At 70.5% G+C, this 23,521-nt stretch carries 25 protein-coding genes and 1 tRNA gene; 17 read left to right on the top strand and 9 right to left on the bottom strand.

Translation table 11 applies throughout. The features are described from left to right. Window positions 1–159 precede the first annotated feature (159 nt). Both ACFWBW_RS00625 and dcd read right to left on the bottom strand, forming a co-directional pair. Window positions 160–672: a phosphoribosyltransferase gene (locus ACFWBW_RS00625; protein WP_385367226.1), complete on the bottom strand. Its 513-nt coding sequence runs from the start codon at window positions 670–672 to the stop codon at window positions 160–162. Beyond that, window positions 669–1,256, bottom strand: coding sequence for a dCTP deaminase (dcd, locus tag ACFWBW_RS00620; RefSeq protein ID WP_053675430.1), 588 nt, complete (start codon window positions 1,254–1,256; stop codon window positions 669–671). Before dcd ends, ACFWBW_RS00625 begins: the two co-directional genes overlap by 4 nt. A 455-nt stretch (window positions 1,257–1,711) precedes the next feature. On the opposite strand from dcd, the gene ACFWBW_RS00615 reads away from it, so the two are divergent. Next, window positions 1,712–1,782: transfer RNA gene (locus ACFWBW_RS00615), tRNA-Gly, on the top strand. 134 nt (window positions 1,783–1,916) lie between these two features. Here ACFWBW_RS00615 and ACFWBW_RS00610 read toward each other — a convergent pair. Then, window positions 1,917–2,912: a hypothetical protein gene (locus tag ACFWBW_RS00610; protein ID WP_385367224.1), complete on the bottom strand. Its 996-nt coding sequence runs from the start codon at window positions 2,910–2,912 to the stop codon at window positions 1,917–1,919. Window positions 2,913–3,151: 239 nt separating this feature from the next. On the opposite strand from ACFWBW_RS00610, the gene ACFWBW_RS00605 reads away from it, so the two are divergent. From ACFWBW_RS00605 to ACFWBW_RS00595, 3 genes are read left to right on the top strand one after another with little or no spacing between them, the layout of a single operon-like run. Continuing rightward, window positions 3,152–3,925, top strand: coding sequence for a hypothetical protein (locus tag ACFWBW_RS00605; RefSeq protein ID WP_385367222.1), 774 nt, complete (start codon window positions 3,152–3,154; stop codon window positions 3,923–3,925). A 17-nt stretch (window positions 3,926–3,942) separates the two neighbouring features. Further along, window positions 3,943–5,115, top strand: coding sequence for a sensor histidine kinase (locus tag ACFWBW_RS00600; protein ID WP_385367220.1), 1,173 nt, complete (start codon window positions 3,943–3,945; stop codon window positions 5,113–5,115). Further along, window positions 5,112–5,804 (top strand): response regulator, encoded by a 693-nt coding sequence (locus ACFWBW_RS00595; RefSeq protein WP_385367218.1) that lies wholly within the window; start codon window positions 5,112–5,114, stop codon window positions 5,802–5,804. Before ACFWBW_RS00600 ends, ACFWBW_RS00595 begins: the two co-directional genes overlap by 4 nt. 71 nt (window positions 5,805–5,875) lie before the next feature. Here the strand turns inward: ACFWBW_RS00595 and ACFWBW_RS00590 are convergent, their stop codons facing one another. Beyond that, complete coding sequence (locus ACFWBW_RS00590; protein WP_385367216.1) at window positions 5,876–6,280, bottom strand: hypothetical protein; 405 nt, start codon at window positions 6,278–6,280, stop codon at window positions 5,876–5,878. A 171-nt stretch (window positions 6,281–6,451) separates the two neighbouring features. Here ACFWBW_RS00590 and sigJ point away from each other — a divergent pair, with 171 nt between their 5' ends. Beyond that, a complete protein-coding gene (gene sigJ, locus ACFWBW_RS00585; protein WP_385367214.1) occupies window positions 6,452–7,417 on the top strand; it encodes an RNA polymerase sigma factor SigJ in 966 nt (321 codons plus the stop codon). A 164-nt stretch (window positions 7,418–7,581) separates the two neighbouring features. Here the strand turns inward: sigJ and ACFWBW_RS00580 are convergent, their stop codons facing one another. Then, window positions 7,582–8,301, bottom strand: coding sequence for a DUF4232 domain-containing protein (locus tag ACFWBW_RS00580; RefSeq protein WP_385367212.1), 720 nt, complete (start codon window positions 8,299–8,301; stop codon window positions 7,582–7,584). 350 nt (window positions 8,302–8,651) lie between these two features. Here ACFWBW_RS00580 and ACFWBW_RS00575 point away from each other — a divergent pair, with 350 nt between their 5' ends. Together ACFWBW_RS00575 and ACFWBW_RS00570 are read left to right on the top strand one after the other, a co-directional pair. Continuing rightward, the gene (locus tag ACFWBW_RS00575; RefSeq protein ID WP_385367210.1) at window positions 8,652–10,205 is read left to right on the top strand and encodes a helix-turn-helix domain-containing protein; all 1,554 of its coding nucleotides are present in this window, start codon (window positions 8,652–8,654) and stop codon (window positions 10,203–10,205) included. A 769-nt stretch (window positions 10,206–10,974) separates the two neighbouring features. Then, on the top strand, window positions 10,975–11,157 hold the full coding sequence (locus tag ACFWBW_RS00570) for a hypothetical protein (RefSeq protein ID WP_385367208.1): 183 nt from the start codon (window positions 10,975–10,977) through the stop codon (window positions 11,155–11,157). 7 nt (window positions 11,158–11,164) lie between these two features. Here the strand turns inward: ACFWBW_RS00570 and ACFWBW_RS00565 are convergent, their stop codons facing one another. Both ACFWBW_RS00565 and ACFWBW_RS00560 read right to left on the bottom strand, forming a co-directional pair. After that, window positions 11,165–11,551 (bottom strand): hypothetical protein, encoded by a 387-nt coding sequence (locus tag ACFWBW_RS00565; protein ID WP_385367206.1) that lies wholly within the window; start codon window positions 11,549–11,551, stop codon window positions 11,165–11,167. 24 nt (window positions 11,552–11,575) lie between these two features. Next, a complete protein-coding gene (locus tag ACFWBW_RS00560) occupies window positions 11,576–13,135 on the bottom strand; it encodes a carboxylesterase/lipase family protein (RefSeq protein WP_385367204.1) in 1,560 nt (519 codons plus the stop codon). A gap of 233 nt (window positions 13,136–13,368) precedes the next feature. On the opposite strand from ACFWBW_RS00560, the gene ACFWBW_RS00555 reads away from it, so the two are divergent. The 7 genes from ACFWBW_RS00555 (at window position 13,369) to ACFWBW_RS00525 (ending at window position 19,190) form a co-directional block, all read left to right on the top strand. Then, complete coding sequence (locus ACFWBW_RS00555; protein ID WP_385367203.1) at window positions 13,369–13,554, top strand: hypothetical protein; 186 nt, start codon at window positions 13,369–13,371, stop codon at window positions 13,552–13,554. A gap of 358 nt (window positions 13,555–13,912) precedes the next feature. After that, window positions 13,913–14,116, top strand: a complete 204-nt coding sequence (locus ACFWBW_RS00550; protein ID WP_385367201.1) for a cold-shock protein — start codon at window positions 13,913–13,915, stop codon at window positions 14,114–14,116. 303 nt (window positions 14,117–14,419) lie between these two features. After that, complete coding sequence (locus ACFWBW_RS00545) at window positions 14,420–15,955, top strand: DEAD/DEAH box helicase (RefSeq protein WP_385367199.1); 1,536 nt, start codon at window positions 14,420–14,422, stop codon at window positions 15,953–15,955. A gap of 46 nt (window positions 15,956–16,001) precedes the next feature. Further along, window positions 16,002–16,151 (top strand): hypothetical protein, encoded by a 150-nt coding sequence (locus ACFWBW_RS00540; RefSeq protein ID WP_385367197.1) that lies wholly within the window; start codon window positions 16,002–16,004, stop codon window positions 16,149–16,151. A 58-nt stretch (window positions 16,152–16,209) separates the two neighbouring features. Continuing rightward, entirely contained in the window at window positions 16,210–16,521 is a 312-nt protein-coding gene (locus tag ACFWBW_RS00535) for an SCO5918 family protein (protein WP_385367195.1), read from the top strand. Between the two features lie 290 nt (window positions 16,522–16,811). After that, window positions 16,812–17,966 (top strand): N(5)-(carboxyethyl)ornithine synthase, encoded by a 1,155-nt coding sequence (locus ACFWBW_RS00530; protein ID WP_385367193.1) that lies wholly within the window; start codon window positions 16,812–16,814, stop codon window positions 17,964–17,966. An 885-nt stretch (window positions 17,967–18,851) separates the two neighbouring features. Further along, window positions 18,852–19,190: a MerR family transcriptional regulator gene (locus ACFWBW_RS00525; protein ID WP_385367191.1), complete on the top strand. Its 339-nt coding sequence runs from the start codon at window positions 18,852–18,854 to the stop codon at window positions 19,188–19,190. A gap of 158 nt (window positions 19,191–19,348) precedes the next feature. Here the strand turns inward: ACFWBW_RS00525 and ACFWBW_RS00520 are convergent, their stop codons facing one another. Beyond that, entirely contained in the window at window positions 19,349–20,590 is a 1,242-nt protein-coding gene (locus tag ACFWBW_RS00520) for a PP2C family protein-serine/threonine phosphatase (RefSeq protein WP_385367456.1), read from the bottom strand. Between the two features lie 405 nt (window positions 20,591–20,995). Here ACFWBW_RS00520 and ACFWBW_RS00515 point away from each other — a divergent pair, with 405 nt between their 5' ends. The 3 genes from ACFWBW_RS00515 to ACFWBW_RS00505 all read left to right on the top strand — a co-directional run bounded on the left by ACFWBW_RS00515 (window position 20,996) and on the right by ACFWBW_RS00505 (window position 22,441). Next, window positions 20,996–21,379: a PRC-barrel domain containing protein gene (locus tag ACFWBW_RS00515; RefSeq protein WP_385367189.1), complete on the top strand. Its 384-nt coding sequence runs from the start codon at window positions 20,996–20,998 to the stop codon at window positions 21,377–21,379. Window positions 21,380–21,510: 131 nt separating this feature from the next. Then, on the top strand, window positions 21,511–21,723 hold the full coding sequence (locus ACFWBW_RS00510; protein WP_385367187.1) for a hypothetical protein: 213 nt from the start codon (window positions 21,511–21,513) through the stop codon (window positions 21,721–21,723). Window positions 21,724–21,979: 256 nt separating this feature from the next. Continuing rightward, window positions 21,980–22,441 (top strand): hypothetical protein, encoded by a 462-nt coding sequence (locus ACFWBW_RS00505; RefSeq protein ID WP_385367185.1) that lies wholly within the window; start codon window positions 21,980–21,982, stop codon window positions 22,439–22,441. A 118-nt stretch (window positions 22,442–22,559) separates the two neighbouring features. Here the strand turns inward: ACFWBW_RS00505 and ACFWBW_RS00500 are convergent, their stop codons facing one another. Continuing rightward, window positions 22,560–23,516, bottom strand: a complete 957-nt coding sequence (locus tag ACFWBW_RS00500) for a sigma-70 family RNA polymerase sigma factor (protein WP_385367183.1) — start codon at window positions 23,514–23,516, stop codon at window positions 22,560–22,562. Between the last annotated feature and the right edge of the window lie 5 nt (window positions 23,517–23,521).

The following is a 23,521-nucleotide window of genomic DNA, read 5'->3' as shown; positions in this document are numbered from 1 at the left end:
AAGGCGGGGGGGTTTGAGGAAATCGGCTGGGTGGCTTGGTGGGAAACCACGAGGGGGGGAAAGGAGAGACACACAGCACATACAGAAGAAAAGGGGGAGGGGACCGGCAAAAAAAACACCGTGCGGCGGGCCCCTCTCACTCATCGGGACAAGGGGGTCTCAGGCGTCGAGAACCTGTCCCTCACGCTTCACGACGGGCGGTTCGACCGACCAGGGGAAGTTGACCCACTCGTCGGTCTTCTTCCACACGTACTCGCACTTCACGAGCGAGTGGGACTTCTCGTAGATCACGGCGGACCGGACCTCGGCGACGTGCCCGAGGCAGAAGTCGTGGACGAGCTTGAGCGTCTTCCCGGTGTCGGCGACGTCGTCGGCGATCAGCACCTTCTTGGCGGTGAAGTCGATCGCCTCGGGGACGGGAGCCAGCATGACCGGCATCTCCAGGGTGGTGCCCACCCCGGTGTAGAACTCGACGTTCACCAGGTGGATGTTCTTGCAGTCGAGCGCGTACGCCAGCCCGCCGGCGACGAACACTCCGCCGCGGGCGATGCTCAGGATGATGTCGGGCTCGTACCCGTCGTCGGCGATGGTCTGCGCCAGCTGGCGCACGGCCCGTCCGAACCCCTCGTAGTCGAGGTTCTCGCGCACTCCGCCACTCACTCCGTCACTCATGCCTCGTGCCTCACCTGGGTCCGGTGGAAGTTCTGGAAGGACCGCGAGGCCGTCGGGCCGCGCTGGCCCTGGTACCGCGATCCGTACCGCTCGCTCCCGTACGGGAACTCCGCGGGCGAGCTGAGCCGGAACAGGCACAGCTGTCCGATCTTCATACCCGGCCAGAGCTTGATCGGCAGAGTGGCGAGGTTCGACAGCTCCAGCGTCACGTGCCCGGAGAACCCCGGGTCGATGAACCCGGCGGTCGAATGGGTCACCAGCCCCAGCCGGCCAAGACTGGACTTCCCCTCCAGTCTGGAGGCGATGTCGTCGGGCAGCGAGATGACCTCGTAGGTCGACGCGAGTACGAACTCGCCCGGGTGGAGGATGAACGCCTCGTCACCGTCCGGCTCGACCATCCGGGTCAGATCGCTCTGCTCGGTGGCGGGGTCGATGTGGGCGTAGCGGTGATTCTCGAAGACCCGGAAGAACCGGTCGAGACGTACATCGATGCTGGAGGGCTGCACCATCGACTCGTCGAACGGGTCGATGCGAACCCGTCCGCTGTCGATCTCGGCCCGGATGTCTTTATCAGAGAGAAGCACGACCCGAGGATACGCAGAGCGCGCGGGCCGCCCCAATCGAGGCGGAACCCCGCGCGCCGGTGTCTACCGCTTCGGCGCCGCTCCCACGGGCACGGCATGCCGCAGCCGCGCACAGCGCGGACACCGCAGCAGCCGACCCGGCCCGATCCGGCCGGCACCGAGGTGCTGCAGCGGGAACGAAGCGGTGCTGAATACGTGCCCTTCGGCACAACGGACGACGGTGTGCTCCATCGAGTCCCTTTCCCCAACCAGCCGTACTGCGATGAATCGCCACATTAGGGGATGAACAAGACCCACTCCAGCCGCCGCTCCGCACACACAAGGTACGCCCCAACTCCCGCCCCCACGACCCTCCGTGCACCCCGCACGCGACACCACTCCCGGGACGAATTCACCAGGGGTAGATCATGGGGTAGGGTGAGAAACGATAGCGCTCCAGGCAACTGGATCACTGCGCGGATGTAGTTTAATGGTAGAACATGAGCTTCCCAAGCTTATAGCGCGGGTTCGATTCCCGTCATCCGCTCTTTAAAGAAGGCCCAGGTCAGCGACCTGGGCCTTCTTCGTTGTCTCACCTCCGGCGTCCTTCGTTCCCACTGAACCGCAGTTGTTCCGGCGGGCCGGAGGCCGGCTCAGGGGGCGGCCGGTGCACGGCCGCGCCTAGTTCGCGAGTGCCTTGAACAGGCCGCGGATCTCGTGCTCGTCCGCGATCACCGGCAGGGTGTCGAAGGAGAGCTCCCACTCGCCCTTCGGGCCAATGCGCTCGACGATCCCGAAGGGGATGCCGGTGCCGTTGGGGTCGGTGCCGTTGGGGTCGGTCATCGTGCCGTGCCACTCGATGTAGGTGGTGGTGCGGCCGAAGGCGACCTGGCCCGCCTTGAACTCGACGTCGGCGTTCTCGAACAGCCGTTGCAGGTAGGCGGTCTTGCCCTCCTGGGTGGTCAGCGACCGGTCCAGGCCGGGCCCGGCCAGCTTGGCGTTGCCGGTACGGGCGGCCAGCGCGGCAGCGTCCCCGCTGTTCCAGGCGGCGAGGCGGGCGGGGATTCCCTGGGCGTGGAACCGGTCGGGGGCCGCTCCGCGCGGGCCGGGGCCGGCGGGGTCGGCGATGCCGGCGAAGAGGGGGCGGGGCCGCTGAGACTCGGGCAAGACCTGGAACAGCTCGTAGCGGTCGTAGTAGCGGCGGGCCTGGATGGTCTTGCCGTCATCGCCGAGGACGTTGCGGGCGATCTGCGGGTAGCTGACCTTGTGGCCCTTGAGGGTGACCGTGTTCTGCTGGCCGAACATCATCACGGCGCCGTCGGCGACCACGTTCGTGCCGCGGTAGCGGAGGTCCGGCACAAGGCGGAGTGAGTTGCTGATCGAGGCGCCGATCACTTCGTGGCCGCGCTGGGGCTTGCCGCCGGCCTCCCAGAGGCTGGCCTCCTCGTCGAAGATGTCCAGGTAGGTCTGGAGGCTGGGGGCCTCGCCGAAGGCGATCTGCCGCTTCATGAAGGCGCAGGCGTTCGGGGTGATCCGCCCTTCGAGCCGGTCTACCTTCTCGCGGACCTCGGCGCACTCGCCGCCCTCGGCGGTGGCGGTGGCCGGCGCGGCACCGATGGTGAGGCCTGCGAGGAGAGTGGCCGCCGCGAACACTCCGGTGCGCGTATACCGCCGCATGTTCATCTCGTTCCCCGTTCGTGATCGCTTGATCGCTTCAATGGATCAAGCTTCTTCGAGGACGCCAGAGAAGACGATTACCTCAGGGGTAATGACGGTTCGATGGCTTCCCGTCATCCGCTCCACGGCAAAGCACCAGGTCGGCGGCCTGGGGCATGTCGTCGTCGGACCTGGGGCCGATGGCGGAAGCAGACCGTACTCCGACGCGGCGAGGCCCCCGCGGGCGGGATCGTTCGGGCATGACAACCACACGGAACACACCTTCCGTAGGCGCCGCCGCCCCGACGAAGGCCCGACTGCTGCCGGTGGAGTGGTCCGGGTTTCCCGGGCGTTGGGCGGGCGGGGTCTCTCTGATCGCCGGGCCGCTGCTCCTGGGCGCCGGACTCCTGTTGAGAATGCCGTTCCACTTCTTCTTCCCGGAGCAGCTCGCCGCCCGCGTCGAGCACCCCGGTCTGATCGCGGCCTCGTACGGCGCCTTCGCCGCCGGAACCGTGCTGCTGTGGCCCGCCGTTGCCGCGCTCGCGGCTCGGATCGGCCGGCACAGCCCCGGACTGGCCCTGTGGGGCGGGATCTTCGCCGTCCTCGGCCTCTTTGCCCGGACGTTCCACGCCGGTGTGGACCACCTTGCCTTCCAGCTCGCCGACCGGCAGGGAGCGGGGGCCGCCGCCCAGTTCGTCGGGGATACGTACGGCGCCTTCCACATCTTCAGCACCCTCAACCTCGCGATCACGGGCGGCTGGCTGCTCCTGGCCGTCGGCGCCTGGCGGGCCCGAATGCTCGGCCCGGCGCGCGCCCTCGCCCTCGCCGCGGCCTCCGCGCTACCGCTCGGCGTACTCAAGGGCACCACCCCGTTGTCGGTCGTTGCCGTCGCCGGGCTCTGCCTCGCCCTCGTCCCGCTGGGCATCACCGTGCTGCGCGAGGGCCCGGCACCGCGCCGCGCCGTCGTGCTGCGCTGGACCGCCGCGATCTCCGTCACCGTCGCGATCATGGGCCTTGCCGGTCAGGTCGGTTGACGATGTACGGTCGGGCCATGCGTCTCCCCCGGCGACCGCACGACAGCCATCTGCTCGCACTCGACCTGGCTGCCGCACTCCTGATCACCGCCACGTACGCCGGATTCGCCCGCATGTCCGGCAGCGACGCCCAGCCCGCCTACACCGGCCCGGTGTGGGCGGGTGTGCTCGTGGCCGCGGTGGTCGGCCTCCCGGTCGCGGCCCGTCGGCGGTGGCCCGTACCGGCCGCCTTCACGGCCCTCGCCGGACTCTGCGCCGCCGCTCTCCTGGACATCACGCGCGAGCCGTACCTCGCCCTCGGCCTCATCCTCTACGCGGTGGCTCTCACCCGGCCCCCGCGCCGTTCGGTGCCCGTACTCGCCGTCGTACTGGCCGCTTCGGCGGCCGCCGTCCTCAGCGGGGAGGCCGTGGTCACCGCGACCGAGACCTGGAGCGGGGCGGCCGGTGTGGCCGCCATGGTCTGGCTGGTCCTCGGCGGCGGATGGGCTGCGGGCTTCGCTGTACGCGGCCGCCGGGTCCGGGTGGCAGACCGCGCCGCCCGCCGTACCGAACGTGCCATCGTCGAAGAACGGCTCAGGATCGCGCGAGAGTTGCACGACGTCGTGTCGCACAGCCTCAGCCTGATCGCCGTGAAGGCCGGCGTCGCCGGGCATGTCGCCGGACAACGGCCCGAGGAAGCCGTGGACGCGCTTCGCGTCATCGAGCAGACCAGCCGGGCCGCCATGACCGAGATGCGGCGCGCCCTCGGCGTGCTGCGCACCGAGGCGCCGCTGGGTCCGGCACCGGGCATCGAGGCCCTCCCCCAACTGGCGGACCAGGCCCGAAGGGCCGGCGTGGACGTCGACCTCACGGTCCGGGTCCCGGACGGAGGTCTGCCGGCGGGAGTCGCCCTGGCCGTTCACCGCATCGTCCAGGAGTCCCTCACCAACACGGTGAGGCACGCGGCCCCCGCACGCTGCCGGGTGACGGTCGAGGCGGACTCGCGCGAGGTGAGGATCGATGTCACCGACGACGGCGGAGGCACCGGCGGCCCGGCCGGGGCCCGTGGGTTGACCGGAGGGCACGGCCTGGTCGGCATGCGGGAGCGAGCGATGATGTTGGGCGGAACGTTCAGCGCGGCCTCGCGACCCGAAGGGGGCTTCGTGGTCTCCGCACGCCTGCCGCAGGACGGCACGAGGAGGAGCGAATGACCGGCGCAACCCGCGTACTCGTCGTCGACGACCAGGTGCTGCTGCGGGGCTCCTTCCGGATCCTCGTCGAGAACGAGCCCGGTCTCACCGCCGTCGGCGAAGCCGGCGACGGAGCGGAAGCCGTGGAAATGACGCGCCTGCACCGGCCCGATGTGGTCCTGATGGACGTCCGGATGCCCGTCATGGACGGCATCGAGGCGACCCGGCGGATCTGCGGCTCCCCGGAGACCGCCGGGGCGCGGGTGCTGATCCTGACCACCTTCGACCTCGACGAGTACGTCTACGCGGCCCTGCGGGCGGGCGCGGCAGGGTTCCTCCTCAAGGACGCCCCGCCTGCGGAGGTGCTGTCCGCGATCCGGGTCGTCGCCGCGGGCAACTCCCTGCTGGCCCCGTCAGTGACCCGCCGCCTGATCGAGGAGTTCAGCCGCCGCCCGGCACCGCACCCCGGCCGGGGCCAGGCCCCGATGACGGGGGTTACCGGTCGGGAACGCGAGGTATGGGAGTTGATCGCGCGTGGCCTGTCGAACGACGAGATCACGGCACGTCTACACCTGAGCATGGGCACGGTGAAAACCCATATCGGCCGTCTCCTGGCCAAGCTCTCCGCCCGGGACCGGGCCCAGCTGGTGATCGCGGCGTACGAGTCGGGGGTCGTATCGGCCTCCGACGCCGCCGTGAGGAGACCCTAGGCGGCCATTTTGCAGGTCAGAAGCCATATGGGTGCCTTGCGCGCGCCGAGCAGGCCTGGGGCGCGCGCAGGCTACGACCGGGTGCCGGTGCGCTCCGACAAGCGGGTGGACAGAACCTGGCCCAGCGCCAACACACTGAGGCCGAACATCAGGATGCCCAGGGGGACATGGAGGGCCGGCATGTGCGCGATGCCGAGCACCACCTGCACCGAAGCGAGTACGAGGAAGCCGGACGCGTACAGGATGGGGCGGGGTGACCCGCCGCCCGGCCGCCACGCCAGGATCGCGGCGAGCACGTACAGCATCGACGCGCCGTACATCACCCTCGATCCGGCGTCGTGCAGTACAAGGCCGTGGGACGAGGACAGCAGCATTCCGGCGGTGACCGCCTGGAAGAAGAGGGCCAACGTCTGCAGGGCTATCGCGACCTGCGGGAACGTGACTCTGCCCCGTACTGCCGTCGTCTGTGTGGCCATGACGCGGTCCCCTCTTCTGCCTCGCGGCGGTGGATCAGTAGTGTCTCGGTGGTCCGACGACACAGCTCCTCGAAATGTGAGGCGAGGCGCCGGCCTCACACTCCGGTGCGGTGTTTCGTCGAAGTGTCGAGAGCGGAATCGGACGAGAAGAACCAGGGAGCGGTCGCGACCATGAGCACCCCAACCGAGCCAGGGCATGAGCGGTCCGAGCCGGGTCTGAGCGCTGTCGTCGACGAGCGGCGACAGCTGATCAATCTCGCCTACCGGCTGCTCGGTTCACTGGCCGAGGCCGAGGACGCCGTGCAGGAGACCTACACCCGCTGGTACGCGATGTCGCGCCAACGGCAGGAGGCCATCGAGTCTCCCGGTGCCTGGCTGACGACGGTGGCCAGCCGCATCTGCCTGGACATGCTCGGCTCGGCTCGGGCCCGTCGCGAGCGCTACGTCGGCGCATGGATACCCGAGCCGCTGCCCGACCGTACGGAGTGGTTCAGCGGCCCGGCGGGCGGCGGCGGGACCGAGCCGGCCGACCCCGCCGACCGGGTCACCCTGGACGAGTCGGTGAACATGGCCTTCCTCGTCGTGCTGGAGTCGATGACGCCGGCCGAACGCGTGGCGTTCATCCTGCACGACGTCTTCCGGTACCCCTTCGCCGAGGTCGCCGAGATCGTCGGCCGGACGCCCGCGGCCTGCCGTCAGCTGGCGTCCTCGGCCCGTCGGCGTATTGGCGCCGCGCAGGCTCCGGCGGCTGCGACGACCGGGCAGGCCGGTCTGGTGCGGGGTTTCAAGGAGGCGTGGGAGGCCAAGGACATCAAGGCCCTCGTCGGCCTTCTCGACCCCAGCGCCACAATGACCGCCGACGGCGGCGGCCTGGTCGGCACCGTCCTGCGCCCGGTCGAGGGCAGTGAGCGCATCGCTCAGTACCTGATCCACATCTCCGACAAGGCCCCTGGGCTGACGCTCCTGGAGCGGACGGTCAACGGCCGACCCGGCCTGGTCGCCCAACAGGACGGCGTCACCGTCACCGTGGCGGCGTTCAGCCTCACCGGCGGCCGCATCACCCGCATCTGGGCGGTCCGCAACCCGGAGAAACTCCGTCCGTGGACCGAGAACGGACACGGCTACCCGGCGCCATGAACTCGCTTGCCGTTCCACGTCCGGCTCCCTGTCGGAGGCCGGAGCAGGCTCGGGTCAGGAGTTGCCCGGACCGCAGTCGACGGTGGCCGACCCGATCAAGTGGCCGGCGTACGTCGTGAGCCGGTCCGCGGAGGCCTTCCGGGGCCGCGGCCCCGGAGCTCCGTTCAGAAGGCGCTCAGCGCGTCGCGGGTGTTGGTGCGGTACAGGCCGACCTTCGGGTGGGCGACGCTGCCAGGCTTGGCCAGCCGGAGGCTGACGCCGTCCGCGTTCGGCATGTGCTCCTTGTCGGCCAGGATGCTGACCTCGTCGGCCACGGGGCCGTTGCCACCCGACGGGTTGAGGTCCACGGCCGCGTACGCGGTGGCACCGGGGTGCACCGGGTACGCCGGGGCGCCGCCCAGACCACCGGGGGCAGTGGCCTGGAGACCGAGCGCGACGCCCTTGGCGCTGAAGCCGACGGTGGGGAAGTAGTCCAGACCGCAGGAGGTGGAACCGTTGTTGGTCACGGTGATGACGCGGACGGTGGCCGGCGTGCCCGTCGGTGAAGTGACCTTGACGGTCAGGTTCCGCGCCGAGCAGGGGTGGGTGTAGGCGTAGGAGTCACCCGTGGTGCCCCCCTTGTCCTTGCCGCCCGAACCGGCCTTCGCCGGGGTGGCGGTGACCGTGCCGGTTCCGGTGGCCTTGCCGTCGGACGGGGCGGCGGAGGCGCCCTCCCCGGACGGCGTCACGGTCCCGGTCGAGACCGGCTTGTCCGCGCTCTTGGTCGCGGCGGGGTTCGTGGTCGGCCCGCCGGCGCTGTCCGAGCCGCCGCAGGCGGTCAGGGCCAGAGCGAGGCCGGCGGTGGCGGTGGCCAGGGCGGTGGTGCGGAGTCGGTAGGTGCGCATGGGGAACTCTCCGTGTCGGTGCGGTCGTCAGACGGAGGCTTCCGCTTCCCGTCTGACGAGACGTTGGGTGGGACTGGGCTGCTGTTCCGGTCGGCTGCTGTTCCGGTCGGCTGCTTTCGCAGGCGGCCGAGGGCGGGCGGTGGGGCGGGTGAGGCCCTCCCGTTGCGACCGCCGGATCCGACCGCCGATCCGATGGGCGGACCGACGGGCTGATGACGAAACTGTGGGGCCGGTTTCGTTCCAGTGGCGTCCGGACCGGGATAGTAGGAACCCTGGAACGCTCCCGACCCCTCTCACCTGGGCGATCGGGTGAGCCTGGAACGCGCTTCCGGGATGAGGGGGATGGTGGAATGGCCACGGAGACGGAGCGGTTCGCGGAGCTCATGCGCGGGTTCAAGGAGCGCTCGGGGCGCAGCTACGGCACGCTCGCGAAGCGTCTGCACTCCAGCAACTCGACGCTGCACCGCTATTGCAGCGGCGCGGCGGTGCCCACGGAATACGCCCCGGTGGAGCGGTTCGCCCGCGTCTGCGGTGCCTCGGCCGACGAACTGGTGGCACTGCACCAGCAGTGGCTGCTGGCGCTGGTGGAGCGGCGGCGGGGGGCGACGGAGGGGCAGGCCCCGGGGTCGGGGGCGGCGAACTCCGCGGCGCCGCGGGGCGGTGACGCCGCGCCGGAGGCGCCGTCCGCATCGGCGGTGGTGGTGGCTGGGGAGGCTTCGGAGGCCCGGCCGCAGGCGGAGACCGACCCCGCACCGGCCCCGGCGTCCGCGGCCGGTGCCGCCCCGGCGTCCGCGGCCGGGTCCGCCCCGGTGCCCGGACCTGCAGCTGCGGAGGCGCCCACCCCGGCGCCTGCCTCCGCCCCGGCCCCGGCACCGGCGGAGGACCCCGTCCCTGCACCGGCAACGGAGGCACCCGCACACGCCCCCGCCGCCCTTGTCCAGTCGGGCCCCGCCCGGGCCTCCGTACCGAGGGCCCGGCGTCCTCGGCTGCTGCTCGCCGTTGCGGCCGCCGTGGCCACCGCCGCGGTGGCGGGGACTGCCGCCGCCGTCTCCGCCATGGGAGATACGGGTCACGGGGACACGCGCCGCGGCGCCGCCCAGCAGTCCTCGCGCGACCGGGCGGCGGCGGGCCCGGCCTTGCCGTCCGGCGGGTCGCAGTCACCCACGCCCACAGCCGATTCCGCACCCCCGTCCAGCCCCGGACCGTCGTCCCCCTCGGCAACGTCCGCGTCCCCCTCGGCACCGTCCACCTCGCAGCCCACCGCCAAGGAGGGGGCCTCCCCCGCCGCCCCGTTCACGGTCAACGTCCTGCCCGACAACTGGGACAGCCCCTGCGACCAGTGGTTCGCCCTGGACAAGGAACCCGGCGCGGTCCCCCCGCCCCCCGCCGGGCAGGCGACCGAAGGGTGGGCCCGGGCCCTGCACGCCGTCCCGGCGGGGCACCTGCGCATGCAGCTGACCGTCCAGGGCACCGAGGGCAAGGCCGCCGTCCTGCACGCGCTGTACGTCCATGTCGTGAGCGGCCGCAAGGCTCCCGGCTGGAACGCGTACACCATGGGCTCCGGTTGCGGCGGTGCACTGGTGCCGGCGTCCTTCGCCGTGGACCTGGACGCCGCCTCCCCGAGGGCCAGGCCCGTACCTGGCAAGGAGGGCGAGCGGTCGACGGCCTCGACCGACTTCCCGTACAAGGTCTCCGCCACCGACCCCCAGGTGCTGAACATCGACGCCGCCACACTCGGTCAGGACGTCAGCTGGTACCTGGAGCTGGCCTGGAGCAGTGGAGACCGCAAGGGCACCACCCGCATCGACGACCACGGCCGCCCGTTCCGCACGGTCGCCCTGAACTCCGGCCACAGCTACTGGTACAACGAGAACAACAACGCCTGGCTGCCGGACACGGAATGAAGGACCCGTGCACCCGGCCCGATAGGCGGCCGCAGTCCGGCCACTCCACCCCGGACAGTCGGCATCGCCTCCCCCGACGTGCCCTGAGTGCAGGCAGGACCTGAAGTTCGGAGGGTTCGTACTCCTCAGGCGGGAAGACGACGACAAGCGGACGTGCCGCTCCCTGTGGAAGTGGCGGAACAAAAAGCACATGTGGTGGCACTGGGCCGATCGGCCGGACGAACCATTGGAGTCCTGCCCGTTGCCGCACCTGTTTCGCTGACATCCGGACCTGACATCAACACCCCTGGGTGGTGCCGCAGGACGCACCGATGCCCTTCGACTGGGCTCGCGACTGAGTAGGTTCCGGTCCGCCTGTGGGCCGCGGAAGGGCGGCCGACGGAGGCCACACGTGACGACAGGCGACCGCTCCACCAAACCGGGCAGGAAGCCAGGGCGACAGGAGTTGCGCGCAGCCGGCGCAGGCAGGTCACTCTTGGCCATCGGCGGAGCCTGACCGTCGGAGAGGTGCCCGTACGTTCACGTCGTCCCGACAACCGGCGCCCGGGGGCGCCCCAGGCGAAAGCCGAACTGGTGGGAGTAAGAGGCGGCTCACGGGGTGGCCGTACGGCGTGGCGTGCGATCGGCGTCCTGAATGGTCCCCACCAGACCCGGCTGTACCGTGCCAGACGCGTGCCGTGTAGGGCGGAGAGCAGCGGTCAACGGTGGGCGCCAGGGTGAGCCCCTGGGGCTCCGTGGCACCCGTTTTCGCTGATCAGGGGCAAGATGAATGGTCGTCGTCCTCGGTGACCCCGACTTCTACGGCCGGTTCGGATTCCGCCCGAGCACTGACCTCGGCATCGTCGGTGAGGAGCCGGCCTGGGAGCACCTGTTCCAGATCCGCACCCTGGCCGCCTACGACCCGTCCGTACAAGGCGAGTTCATCTACCCCGAGCCCTTCGGCAGCATCTGACGCCGGCTCACCGCCTGGGCATGCCTCCGTGCGGGCTGTTGACCACCAATGACACGGATCCTTCCGCGAGGTAGCCGAACTCGGCGTAGTACTCGATGTGGAGGTGGCCTCCGTCCTCGGCGGCGGCCATGCCGCGCAGTTCGTCCGCGAGCAGCGCCCTCGCTTCGGCGTCGCCGTCGATCACAAGGAGCTGTCGCTCGTGATCGATGTGGATGAGAACCCCGGGGCCGGCACCGGTCCGGACATCGACCCCTGCCAAAGCCCCTCGGTCCGGCACGGGCTCGAAGCGGAGGTTCCCCTTGCCCTCGGCCACCACACGGGCCAGGCGGTCCAGTTCGTCGGCCGATGCCCGGACGTCCACCACGTCGCACACGGGGTCGCACTCGAGTATCACCGTCAGTCCTCCTTCAGTCCTCCTTCAGCGCCGGATCCCATGATGCCTTTCACCCGCCGGGCAGGGGGCGGGGCCTACGGCCGTCCGGCGGACCTGGGGCAGCTCTTGCGCACCACTGGGTCCGGACAGTCTCCGTAGACGGCGGTCAGCGGCTGTTCTTCCAAAAGCCGCGTTGTGGTCGGCTGCGAAGTCGGCACGCTTCCAGGTCGTCGAGGACAGGGTCTGGACGTAGTCGTGGCCGGTGCGGAAGTCGGGCCAGTCGGTCGTGCCCGTGGCGGCGAAGTGGGTCCAGGTGCGGAGCATGCGGGTGCGGAAGCGGGCCTGGTCCGCGGGGACTTCCTCGAACAGCGGCGGGTGATCGAAGAGGTAGGGCACTTCCGTCATGTGCGCGGCGTGCTGCGCGAAGCTGGGGGTCGGGAAGCCCTCGAACCACGGGGTGCCGCGTTCGGAGAACTCGTACGTCCGGGTCGGGGTCCATCGGGACAGGAGCCGGGCCGTCTCCAGGGTGGGAGTGGACCAAGCAGAGTCGGTGAGGGCGGCGGCCAGCGCCTCGCCCGCCGAGCCGTACTTGCCGAGCGGGTAGAGGGCGAGGACGGCATCGGACGTGGAGCCGAACCGGGCGCGGATGGCCGGCTCGTACTCCTCGGGCTTCATCGGCGTGCCGGAGGCGAGTTCCCGGCCGAGCACCCTGCCGCGTTCCTCGTCGTGGTTGACACCGATGAGGACGGGGACCCGGTTGAACCTGCCGGTGCGCAGGGCTTCGGCCGGGGAGAGGGGCATCAGCTTGGTACCGGTGACGGGGCGCGGTTCGTTGTAGGGGCCGTAGGCGGCGAGGAGTTCGGAGACGGGCTTGTCGCGCAGGCAGTCGGCGGTGTTGGTCTCGCAGCCCAGGGTGGCGATGACGCGCCGGGCGTCGGCCTCGGCTTCGGGGCGGGTGCGGGATCCGCCGGTGGCGCAGGGGGCGCTCTGGACGACGGCGCGGTGGAAGAGGCCCGCGGAGGCGGGTGAGGCGAGGTGGCCGCAGACGCTGTAGCCGCCGCCGGACTGGCCCGCGATCGTGACGTTGTCCGGGTCTCCGCCGAACGCGGCGGCGTTGGCCTTCACCCAGCGCAGGGCGGCCTGCTGGTCTTCGATGCCGAGGCCGTCGGCGCCGGGCTGGGAGGGGTCGGTGAGGAAGCCCATCACGCCCAGGCGGTAGTTCATCGAGACGACCACCGCGCCCTGCCCGGCCAGGCTCGCGCCTCCGTACTGGTGGCCCGCGCCGTACATGAGGCTGCCGCCGTGGATCCATACGATCACCGGCCGCTTCCCGGCCCGCGTCCCCGCCTGCTTCGCGGTCGGGGTGGTGACGTTCAGGTAGAGGCAGTCCTCGTTGTCGTTCGGGATGCCGATCGGCATCCCCTCGGGCTGGGCGCAGGCCTGGCCGGGGGTCGTCGCGTCCCGTACTCCGGTCCAGCGCGCCGCGGGCTGCGGGGACTTCCAGCGCAGGCCTCCGACGGGGGGTGCGGCGTAGGGGATGCCCTGGAAGGTGCGGACCTCGCCGTCGGCGGTGCCGCGGACCTTGCCGTTCGTGGTGGTGACCACCGTCCGGTCGGCGGTGGTGGCGACGGGGGTGGCGTGGGCTGGGGCGCGCCATCGTCCCGGACGCCGACGGCTCCACCGAGCGCGATTTCGCGCGGATGTGGCAGAGCCTGATCGACGATTTCGCAGCCCACCCCGACCTGTGGCTCGCCTCGATGGAGCTGTTCATGCAGGCCCAGCGTTAGCCCGACCTGCGCACCGCCCTCGCCGGCGGCACGGCCCAGGGACGGCGGGGCATGGCCGCCATCCTGGAGGGCGTCCCCGAGGATCAGGTCCCCGACGACACCGTACGAAGCCTCGGCAGCGTCCAGCTGGCCCTGATGTCGGGCCTGATGATCCAGCACCTCAGCGACCCCGCGAGCGCTCCCACGGCGGACGAGATCCTCGCGGGGCTCCGCGCACTGGCGAAGCTCGCGAACTGAAGGTCACCTACGACGGTCTGCCCGCGTCGTGGCCGGCGAATACGCCCGCTCCCACAACACTGCACTCGGGGCGAATCAATATCTGTCCCGGCGGTCTGAGAATTTGACGGGCGCCGCGAGGAGAGTTTTTACCGAAACGCAGGGGTTGAATTTATTCGACCCCTGCGTTCCACTGCGACGTGCTACTGTCCATCTTGGTTGCAGTTTTGGTTCCCAAAAACTTAAGGCATCCCCAGTCGACCTCCGCGTCGCATGGTGGCGCTTCATATTTCCGGTCATTTTCCGGGCGGGGCATCATCGCGGCGACACGGTCTCCGCACAGTGCGGACGCCGGTGTACTGCCCCAAGGAGATATGACATGGCTGCTGGCACCGTGAAGTGGTTCAACGCGGCAAAGGGTTTCGGCTTCATCGAGCAGGACGGCGGCGGCGACGACGTCTTCGCCCACTTCTCGAACATCGCCGCCCAGGGCTTCCGCGAGCTGACCGAAGGCCAGAAGGTCACCTTTGAGATCGCGCCGGGCCCGAAGGGTCCGACGGCGGAGAACATCGTTCCCGCCTGACGCCGACTCGCGTTTCGCAGCTGGGGCCCGCATCCCTCGGGGTGCGGGCCCCAGCTGCACATCTCCCGCGGTGCGTCCACCCGCGGGACCAAGCACGGGATGCCTCCCCGGAGCCGCACCCGAGCCCATTTCTCCAGTTTCGCGTCCGCATGACGCCACACTCATTGCAGTGCCCGTACCCGCGCGCATCTATCGCCGGCCGGACCTGCCTCCGCATTCCATTCGGTCCGTTCTCGCAATTCTCTGCGCTGCTCATCCGCTGCGGGAATTCCTTGATACGTGCCGTATCAAGGAAGGTTTCGAATGAACCCCACACGTAAGAACGAGCGATCGTCCCGTACCCGCAGCCGCACCGGCGGCCCTGCTTTCGGCAACGGCAACGGCGCCGGCGCCGGTTCGGAGCGGAGCAGCCGATTCGGCTCCTCCGGTGCCCCGGCTCGGAGCCGTTCCGCAGGTCCGAGCCGCTCGGGCGGCTCAGGCCGCCGGCCCGCCGCGGTGCAGGGCGAGTTCGCGCCGCCGAAGACCATCACGCCCGCGTTGGCCGCCGTCGAGGCCTTCGCCGATCTCGACATGCCGACCGAGCTGCTGGCCGCCCTCGGAGCGCAGGGCGTGAGCGTGCCCTTCCCGATCCAGGGCGCCACCCTGCCCAACACCCTCGCGGGCCGTGACGTCCTCGGCCGTGGCCGCACCGGCTCCGGAAAGACCCTGGCCTTCGGCCTCGCCCTGCTGGCCCGCACCGCCGGGCAGCGGGCCGAACCCCACCAGCCGCTCGCGCTGATCCTCGTACCCACCCGCGAACTGGCCCAGCAGGTGACCGACGCGCTCACCCCGTACGCCCGCTCGGTCAAGCTCCGCCTGGCCACCGTCGTCGGCGGCATGCCCATCGGGCGCCAGGCGGGCGCCCTGCGCGGCGGCGCCGAAGTCGTGGTGGCCACCCCCGGGCGTCTGAAGGACCTCATCGACCGCGGCGACTGCCGGCTGAACCAGGTCGCGATCACCGTCCTGGACGAGGCCGACCAGATGGCCGACATGGGCTTCATGCCCCAGGTCACCGCGCTCCTCGACCAGGTGCGTCCCGAGGGCCAGCGGATGCTGTTCTCCGCGACCCTGGACCGCAACGTCGACCTGCTGGTCCGTCGCTACCTGACCGACCCCGTCGTGCACTCCGTCGACCCCTCGCAGGGCGCGGTGACCACGATGGAGCACCACGTCCTGCACGTCCACGGCGCCGACAAGCAGCGGACGACGACGGAGATCGCCGCCCGCGACGGCCGCGTGATCATGTTCCTCGACACCAAGCACGCCGTGGACCGCCTCACCCAGGACCTCCTCGACAGCGGGGTCCGCGCCGCGGCCCTGCACGGCGGCAAGTCCCAGCCGCAACGGACCCGGACCCTGGCCCAGTTCAAGACCGGACACGTCACCGTCCTGGTCGCCACGAACGTCGCCGCCCGTGGCATCCACGTCGACAACCTCGACCTCGTCGTCAACGTGGATCCGCCGACCGACCCCAAGGACTACCTCCACCGCGGTGGCCGCACCGCCCGCGCCGGTGAGTCCGGCAGCGTCGTCACCCTGGTCACCCCCAACCAGCGCCGCGACATGACCCGCCTCATGCAGGCCGCCGGGATCGTCCCGCAGACCACCCAGGTCCGCTCCGGCGACGAGGCCCTCAACCGGATCACCGGTGCCCAGGCCCCCTCCGGAATCCCCGTCACCATCACCGCGCCGGTCGTCGAACGCGCCAAGCGCGCTGCGGCCTCCCGCGGCAGGCGCCGGCCCGTTTCTGCCGCACGGCGCTCGAGCGTGCGGCAGTCCTCCTTCGATGCGGCGGCCTGAGAACCACGTGATCAGAAGACTGACCCATCTCTGCAAGAGGCACGTCGTGACGCTGATCCGGATGCAGCCCCGCTCCGCCAGAGCCAACCCCGCCTACGGCCTGTGCACCGGGCCGGTCACCCGGGCCCAACTCACCGCGATGCCCGTGGCCGCCGAACAGGGCAGTGCTCCGGGAGTCCTCGCTCTCGCCCGCTGACCCGCCTCACCATCACCACGACAGAACCGTCCCCCGCTCCTTCTTCCTGTGAGGCAACATGCGCTGTGTCATCGCCCGCTTCCCGTTCGAGCTGACCAAGAGCGGCGTCCTGGAATCGATGAAGGACATCAAGCCCGAGGAGGTCGTCGGCGACTCCGTGATCATCGGCCGCCGCGTCTACCCCGTGAAGCAGGTCGGCCAGGTCATCACCCGCCAGGACAGGCGTGACTTCAGCGTCGGTGAAGTCCTGCGGGCCATGACCCAGCTCGGCTTCACCTGCCGCGGACTCCCCCGGGCCGCCGCGCCCGCGCGCGCCCTCAGTCCGCTCCAGCACGCATCGGCGATGCTCGGCGCACCTCTGGCGGTCTGACCGGCTCGTCCCCACTCGACCCGACTCGACGGGTGCGAGCCGGCACCCGGACGGCGAGGAGGGCCCGACCGGCACACGCCGGTCGGGCCCTCCCTCGTACACAGCGGCTTCTTACGTGACCACCCGGCCGGTGGCGCCGATTTCCTCATTCTCGACCGCATGAAAATCTATCGCGGCCGGAGCAGACATTGGGTGGTGGCGTGGTGACGGCTTCTGTCGTAGCCCAGGCTGCCGCCGAGATCCCCCTGCGCTCCGGCCCGCATGGGACAGACCACAACCAAAGGGGCATCTTGCAGCAGCTCAAGCTCGGAATCATGTCGCAGACCCGTAAAGAGAACGAACACCGCCTGCCGATCCACCCGGCGCACTTCGAACGCATCGATGCCGACCTTCAGCCCAGCATCTACCTGCAGACCGGTTACGGCGATCACTTCGGCGTTTCGGACGGTCAGCTCGCTCCGTGGGTCGCAGGTTTCCGCTCACGCGAGGAGCTGATCACGGAATGCGACGTGATCCTGCTGGCCAAACCGCTGCACGAAGACCTGGAGGAACTGCGGGACGGGCAGGTGCTGTGGGGGTGGCCGCACTGCGTGCAGGACGAGAAGGTCACGCAGGCCGCCATCGACCGCAGGCTCACGGTGATCGCCTTCGAGGCGATGAACCACTGGACCCGGGACGGGGGATTCAGCCTCCACGTCTTCCACAAGAACAACGAGCTGGCCGGCTACTCGTCGGTGCTGCACGCCATGCAGCTGACCGGGGCGACCGGTGACTACGGGCGCCGGCGGCGTGCGGTGGTGATCGGCTTCGGCGCCACCGCCCGCGGCGCGGTAACCGCGCTCAGCGCACTGGGCGTTCACGATGTGGATGTGCTGACCGCCCGCGGCATCGCCGCCGTCAGTTCACCGATCCACTCGGCACGGATCGTGCACTTCGACCACGACGTGGCCGACGACACCCTCGACCCGCGGCGCAGCATCGTGGTCACCGAGGACGGGCCGGAGCCGCTGGCCGACTTCCTCGCCGGACACGACATCATCGTCAACTGCGTGCTCCAGGACACCGCGGCGCCGCTGATGTTCCTGATAAAGGAGGACCTGCCGAAGCTCGCGCCCGGCACCCTCGTCATCGACGTCTCATGCGACGAGGGCATGGGTTTCGCCTGGGCCCGGGCCACCACCTTCGACGCGCCGATGTTCACCGTCGGCGACCAGGTCCACTACTACGCCGTGGATCACAGCCCCTCCTACCTGTGGGATGCCGCCACCTGGGAGAACAGCGAGGCTCTGATTCCGTTCCTGCGGTCGGTCCTCGAAGGGCCGGCCGGCTGGGACGGTGACCCGACCATTCGCCGAGCGATCGAGATCCGCGGCGGCACCGTCCAGAACCCGGCGGTCCTGGCCTTTCAGCAGCGCGCGGCACAGTACCCGCACGCGCTGCTCTGAGCCGATGCCGCCTGGCCGGCCGCACGGCCGGCCCCCGGGTCCGGCCCCGGCCCCGAGGCCTCGCGTACGGGAGCGGCCGGTACCGATTACCTCTTCGCCGGCCGAACGAAAATCTATCGCGGCTGGGGTAGACATTGGGTTGCGGCGTGGCTATGGTTTCTCTCGTAACCCAGAAAGACAGCAGGGCCTGGCAGAGACGAACTGCCGGGCAGTGGTACCCGCGGTACGAGTCATCGCAGTTCAGCAGGGCGGTGCGGGCGTGGAGTGTCGAAGCCAGAGCGGTTGCAGGACGGCGACGGGACTGACGACCGGACCGGGCGGCCCGCAGTGATCAGGGGCCGCCGAGAGAAGTACCGCGGTTGACGCAGTGGCAGTACCCGTGAATGCAGTGCGCAGTACCCAGCAGTGAAGTCAGTGAGAGCAGCACCTCGGTGAAGGCGTCGGCTGCGGGCGCGCGCACCGGGAAGTTCGGCAGTGGGGTTCCAAGCCAGAGCAGACGCACGATGGGCGACGGGGCTGGCTGCCGAAGAAGAGTGGCGCTGCCGCAGGCCACCGAGCAGTACGCACCACCAGTAGTACGCACCACCAAGCAGTACCAGCAGTACGCAGTAGCAAGCAGTTGATCACCGAGGGAAGAACGGAGGAGCCGAGCACCATCAGGATCGCCCGGGTAGAAACCTGAGCCCGGGTACCGCAGGACATCGATAGTGAGGTGGTCTCCGGTCAAGCAACCGCGATCCCCGCACTCCCGGCAGCATCTCGGCCGGGTCGGCGGAATCACAGGGTCGGCGCAGTATCAGGGCCGACAGATGGTGTAGTAGTTCCTTCGGGGCCCTGGTGCCATAGGCGCCAGGGCCCCTCCACGCGTTCCACGAGAGAGGTTCAATGACAGCAGACGACTCGTTCGGCCGTCTCGACGACGACGACTACCCCGCCTACACCATGGGCCGGGCCGCGGACATGCTCGGCACCACGCAGGGATTCCTCCGGGCACTGGGCGAAGCCCGCCTCATCACGCCGCTCCGCTCCGCCGGCGGACACCGCCGCTACTCCCGCTACCAGCTGCGCATCGCTGCCCGAGCCCGCGAACTCGTCGACCAGGGAACCCCCATCGAGTCGGCCTGCCGCATCGTCATCCTCGAGGACCAGCTCGAAGAAGCCCAGCGCATCAATGCCGAGTACCGCCGCGCCGCAGAAGCGTCCACACCCTCGGACTCTGCCTGAGGCGAACGCGTCCGTCCGGGACGGTGGCCCCGCGACTGGAACACCCCGAGCCGGAAATCCGCCTCAGTGGCGCCTTTGCCCGCACCGCTGAGGCGGTGGCGCTCACGCCCCCGCAGCACCTCGGATCCTCGTAGGTCCCCGTTCCTCGTAGGTCCCCGTCACGGCGGCGGCTCCGGGCTCCGGACGGAGGACCGCTCCGGATCCGACGCCTCTGCGAGGTCCGCCCCGGCATCAGCGCTGCGTGTGACCTGGTGGGTGCCGTGCCAGTCCAGGCACATCACCGTCGCGTCGTCCTGGAGGCCTCCGTCGTGGGCGCGCAGGACCTCGGCGACCAGGGCGCGGGAGGCCTCTCGGGGATGGAGGTCGGCGGTGTGCACGATCAGGGAGGGCAGGTCCACCTCGACCGCGCGGCGTTCGAGCATGCCGTCGGTGAGCATCACGAGCCGGTCGCCCCGCCGCAGGTCCAGCCGCTGCACCCGGTAGGAGGTGCGCGGCTTGACGCCGAAGGGGAGATCCACCGCGGGTACCAGCTCCTCGACCTCTCCCTGTCTCAGGCGCAGCGGCCAGGGGTGCCCCGCGTTGACGAACTCGGTGGTCCCGTCGAGCAGGCTGACGCGCAACAGCTGCCCGGTGACGAAGCCCTGCCTGCCGTTGTCAGTGATGGCCCGGTTGGCCTCGAAGGCCTGTTCTTCGAGGTCGGCGCCGGCCCGTCGAGCCCTGCGGAGGGCGCCCACGGCCAGGGTGGCGAGGAGCGCGGCTTCGACGTCGTGCCCCATGGCGTCGGTGACGGAGAGCTGCATGGTGTCGCGGTCGACGACGTAGTCGAAGGTGTCACCGCCGACGTGCGTCGCCGGTTCCAGTGCTCCGGCGACCGTGAACTGGGCTGCTTCGCACGCCAGCGAGGTGGGCAGGAGCCGGTGCTGGATCTCGGCGGCCAGGTTCAGGGGTCGGGTACGGCGGCCCCATTGGTACACGTCGGTGAAGGAGCGGTTCGCGATGACGATGTAGGCGAGGGCGTGAGCGGTCGCGCCGATCTGCCGCATCGCGTCTTCGTCCGGGTGATCCGGCAGGAACAGTTCGAGCAGTCCGATGGCGTCGCCGCGGTTGGTCACGGGCGCCACGACCCTGATCAGTCGATCGCCCTCTCGCCGGAACGCCTGGCGCTGGGTACGCAGCACGTCCGCGTAGAGGGTGCCGGGCAACGCGACGCGCTCAGGTGGCTCGCCGGACTCGACGGTGTCGGCCGCCCCCAGCCGCACCACCGACGATCCGGTGAAGTCGACGATCAGGAAGGAGACGGCGACGGCGTTCAGGCGGTCCCTGAGCATGCGGGCGACGACGTCCAACGACTCGACGGGGGAAGCGGATTCCGCTGCCGCGAGCGTGCCCGCCATGTCCATCTCCGCCGGCTGCCCACCATCGGCGTACCGCTGGTGTTCGCCCGGATCCCACTCCTCGGATGACGGCATGGCCGATCCTCTCCTCCTCCGGCCCGATGAGACGCCGGCCTCTCCGCGAGAGCTGCATCCGCCGCTCCTACTGGAGCACCCGGCACGGGTTCGCGGAACGTGACTGGGCCGACCGCCCTCAACCCTGCCCGAGGACCCGCACACCGGGTGCCCGGTACCGGCCTTGCGGGCCTTGCTGCCCGACTGCTTCACCCGAACGGCGGGCACAGGCCTCTACTCGGGGTACGCCGCCGCAGTCGCGCGGTTACGCGGCGGGCGCCGGGGCATGCGGAGGGGACCGTACGAGCCGGTGATGCCGATGGGCCGGCATCTCAACCGAGGACGAGGAGACGGGCCGTGAGCGGTGTGTGGATGTACGCGCAAGAGAGCGGCTACCCGGCGCAGCAGTCGCTGGTGGGTTTCACCGTGGAGGCCACGGACGGGGTGATCGGCCACGTGGACCGCCAGCAGGACCAGCCGGGCAGGCAGCACCTGGTGGTCGACACCGGCGTGTGGCTGTTCGGCAAGAGCGTGCTGATCCCGGCCGGCGCCGTCACCGCCATCGACACGGACGCGCAGACGGTGAAGGTCTCGGGCACGCAGGAGGAGATCAAGGCCGCCCCGCGGTTCACCACCGACAGCGAGACGGCGGACGACGGCTACCTGTCCGCAGTCGGCAACTACTACGTCGCCCTTCGGCGCGGTCCGTGCGCAGCGATCCAGCATGAGGCGTGCTCCTGACAGCAGGGGCGCCGAGGGCGGGTGTCACCCGTAAGCCACACCACGTAGGCGAGATGGTGCAGTTTGTCACCATACGTGTCAGCGTGATCCGCGAGGAATGTCAACCCCACGGATCTGGAGGATTCCCCGTCATGGGCGATTCACAGGACAGGCACCAGGAGCCGGGCAAGGGCCGCGAGGCGCAGGAGCATCACCGCTCCGGGGACCCCGCACGTCCCCAGCCGGGCAAGGCTTCCCGCGAGCAGGGAGAGAAGCACGGCGGGAAGCGGAACCCGAAGGAGACCTCGCGCCGCCCCGAGGACGACCTGTTGCGCGAGGAAGACCTGCACGACGAGAACCTCTGACCAGGGCACCGCAGGCCGGGCGCCGGCGCCGATGCCGGCGCCCCGTCCGCCGGCCCGCCGTACCGCACACGGTGCGCGCGGACGGGCGCACGCTGCACGCGGCCTGCAGCGGGGCCTTCTGATCTACTGCCCTGCGTAAGGAGGGCCCCACGATGCCCATGACACTGCCGATACCGATCGAGTACCGCCTGCCGGAAGGCCGGCTCCCGGCTGCGCCCCCGGACGGCGTCGACGTCCCCGGGGCGGGGGAATAGCCGTGGGCCTCCTGGACGACTACTTCGGCACCCGGCGTCCCGACGAGGGTGTCGCACCGCGTACGCCCCTGGAGGTCCGGTCGGCGCTACTGGCGCTCAGCGGGCCGGGCGTCCCCTTCGCCGTACGCAACGGGACCCCGAAGGAGGGCGACCTGGTGGCCGAGTGCCGGCTCCCGGAGCTGCGCGTGCGGCTCTGGACCCGAATGCGCCTGGACGCGGCGAAGCACGAGGTGCGGGCCATCGACGAGCAGTGGGAGGTCTCGCTGAGCGAGCACCTCCTCGGGCAGCGCTCCCGCGGGCCGGCGAACGCGGTGTACCAGGTGTGGGGGAAGGAGACGGGTCCCGACGGGCGCGAACGCAGGGTCGAGACGCTCCGCTTCGAGGCCCGGGAGATGAAGGACCCCCTGCGCCAGGTGGTCCTCGACGCCGGCTGGACCTGGCGCGGAGTGCTGTTCCGGCTCTGACCGGCCATTGCCGGTCAGCCGAGCCGGCCAGGATCGGAGAAGCCCCTGCGGGCCGGTGCGGCGGGTTTCCTCCTCGAGGACGCCCCGCCCGCGGAGGTCCTGGCGGCCGTCCAGGTCGTCACCACTCGGCGATCAGCGGCGTCTCGGGTGCGTGCCGGCGCCAGGCTTCGGTGAGGCGGCCGAGGCGGGCGGGGGCGGCGATGCCGCGTACGGTTGCGATCTTGTCTTCGGTGACCTCGAACGCAACCGCGCCCATGACCTGATCGCCGAGGACGAAGAGGACGGCGGGGGCGCCGTTGACGAGCGCGTAGTGCAGGGCGAGCGCGCCGCCGGCGAGCCGCCGTTTCGCGGGTGTGGGCCTGAAGCCTCCCCGCATGATGGTGGCGACGCGTCGCGGAGTGTCGTACCGCAGCAGCTTCTCGGCCAGGCCGGCGCCGTCGGAGATCGCGATCACGTCGTCGGTGAGCAGGGCCACCAGCCGTTCGGTACGGCCCGAGGTGGCGGCGGCCAGGAACTCCTCGACGATCCTGCGGGCGGACGCCGGGTCGACCTCGCCGGCGCCGCGGCGGCGATCGGCGGTGACGCGGGTCCGGGCGCGGTGCAGGTGCTGCTGGCTCGCGGACTCGGAGATGTCGAGGATCTCGGCGATCTCCGCGTGGCCGTACGAGAACGCCTCGCGCAGGATGTAGACGGCCCGTTCGACGGGTGACAGGCGCTCCATGACGGTCAGCACGGCCAGGGAGACCGATTCGCGCTGCTCGAAGGTGTCGGCCGGGCCGAGCATCGGGTCGCCGTCGAGGAGCAGTTCGGGGAACCAGGCCCCGGCGGTGCGTTCGCGGCGGGCCTGCGCCGAGCGGAGCCGGTCGAGGCACAGGTTGGTGACGACCTTGGTCAGCCAGGCCTCGGGCACCTCGATCTGCCGCCGGTCGGCGGCCTGCCAGTGCAAGAAGGCGTCCTGTACGGCGTCTTGGGCGTCGGCGGCGGAGCCCAGCAGGCGGTAGGCCAGTGAGGCCAGCCGGTTCCGGCTGGCCTCGAACCGGCTGGTGTCGAAGCGGTCGACGCCCACGCTGTCCATGTGGA

Origin of the sequence: Streptomyces sp. NPDC059957, assembly GCF_042730015.1 — a bacterium.
Classification (GTDB): domain Bacteria; phylum Actinomycetota; class Actinomycetes; order Streptomycetales; family Streptomycetaceae; genus Streptomyces.
Note: the sequence above shows the minus strand (reverse complement) of the source record. Positions and strands in the feature narration are given on the sequence as shown.

Coding starts and splice junctions, on each gene's coding strand:
- ACFWBW_RS00625 (WP_385367226.1), bottom strand. CDS start 672: ATGAGTGACGGAGTGAGTGGCGGAGTGCGCGAGAACCTCGACTACGAG.
- ACFWBW_RS00610 (WP_385367224.1), bottom strand. CDS start 2,912: ATGCGGCGGTATACGCGCACCGGAGTGTTCGCGGCGGCCACTCTCCTC.
- ACFWBW_RS00605 (WP_385367222.1), top strand. CDS start 3,152: ATGACAACCACACGGAACACACCTTCCGTAGGCGCCGCCGCCCCGACG.
- ACFWBW_RS00600 (WP_385367220.1), top strand. CDS start 3,943: ATGCGTCTCCCCCGGCGACCGCACGACAGCCATCTGCTCGCACTCGAC.
- ACFWBW_RS00595 (WP_385367218.1), top strand. CDS start 5,112: ATGACCGGCGCAACCCGCGTACTCGTCGTCGACGACCAGGTGCTGCTG.
- ACFWBW_RS00590 (WP_385367216.1), bottom strand. CDS start 6,280: ATGGCCACACAGACGACGGCAGTACGGGGCAGAGTCACGTTCCCGCAG.
- sigJ (WP_385367214.1), top strand. CDS start 6,452: ATGAGCACCCCAACCGAGCCAGGGCATGAGCGGTCCGAGCCGGGTCTG.
- ACFWBW_RS00580 (WP_385367212.1), bottom strand. CDS start 8,301: ATGCGCACCTACCGACTCCGCACCACCGCCCTGGCCACCGCCACCGCC.
- ACFWBW_RS00575 (WP_385367210.1), top strand. CDS start 8,652: ATGGCCACGGAGACGGAGCGGTTCGCGGAGCTCATGCGCGGGTTCAAG.
- ACFWBW_RS00570 (WP_385367208.1), top strand. CDS start 10,975: ATGGTCGTCGTCCTCGGTGACCCCGACTTCTACGGCCGGTTCGGATTC.
- ACFWBW_RS00555 (WP_385367203.1), top strand. CDS start 13,369: ATGGCCGCCATCCTGGAGGGCGTCCCCGAGGATCAGGTCCCCGACGAC.
- ACFWBW_RS00550 (WP_385367201.1), top strand. CDS start 13,913: ATGGCTGCTGGCACCGTGAAGTGGTTCAACGCGGCAAAGGGTTTCGGC.
- ACFWBW_RS00545 (WP_385367199.1), top strand. CDS start 14,420: ATGAACCCCACACGTAAGAACGAGCGATCGTCCCGTACCCGCAGCCGC.
- ACFWBW_RS00535 (WP_385367195.1), top strand. CDS start 16,210: ATGCGCTGTGTCATCGCCCGCTTCCCGTTCGAGCTGACCAAGAGCGGC.
- ACFWBW_RS00525 (WP_385367191.1), top strand. CDS start 18,852: ATGACAGCAGACGACTCGTTCGGCCGTCTCGACGACGACGACTACCCC.
- ACFWBW_RS00520 (WP_385367456.1), bottom strand. CDS start 20,590: ATGGACATGGCGGGCACGCTCGCGGCAGCGGAATCCGCTTCCCCCGTC.
- ACFWBW_RS00510 (WP_385367187.1), top strand. CDS start 21,511: ATGGGCGATTCACAGGACAGGCACCAGGAGCCGGGCAAGGGCCGCGAG.
- ACFWBW_RS00500 (WP_385367183.1), bottom strand. CDS start 23,516: ATGGACAGCGTGGGCGTCGACCGCTTCGACACCAGCCGGTTCGAGGCC.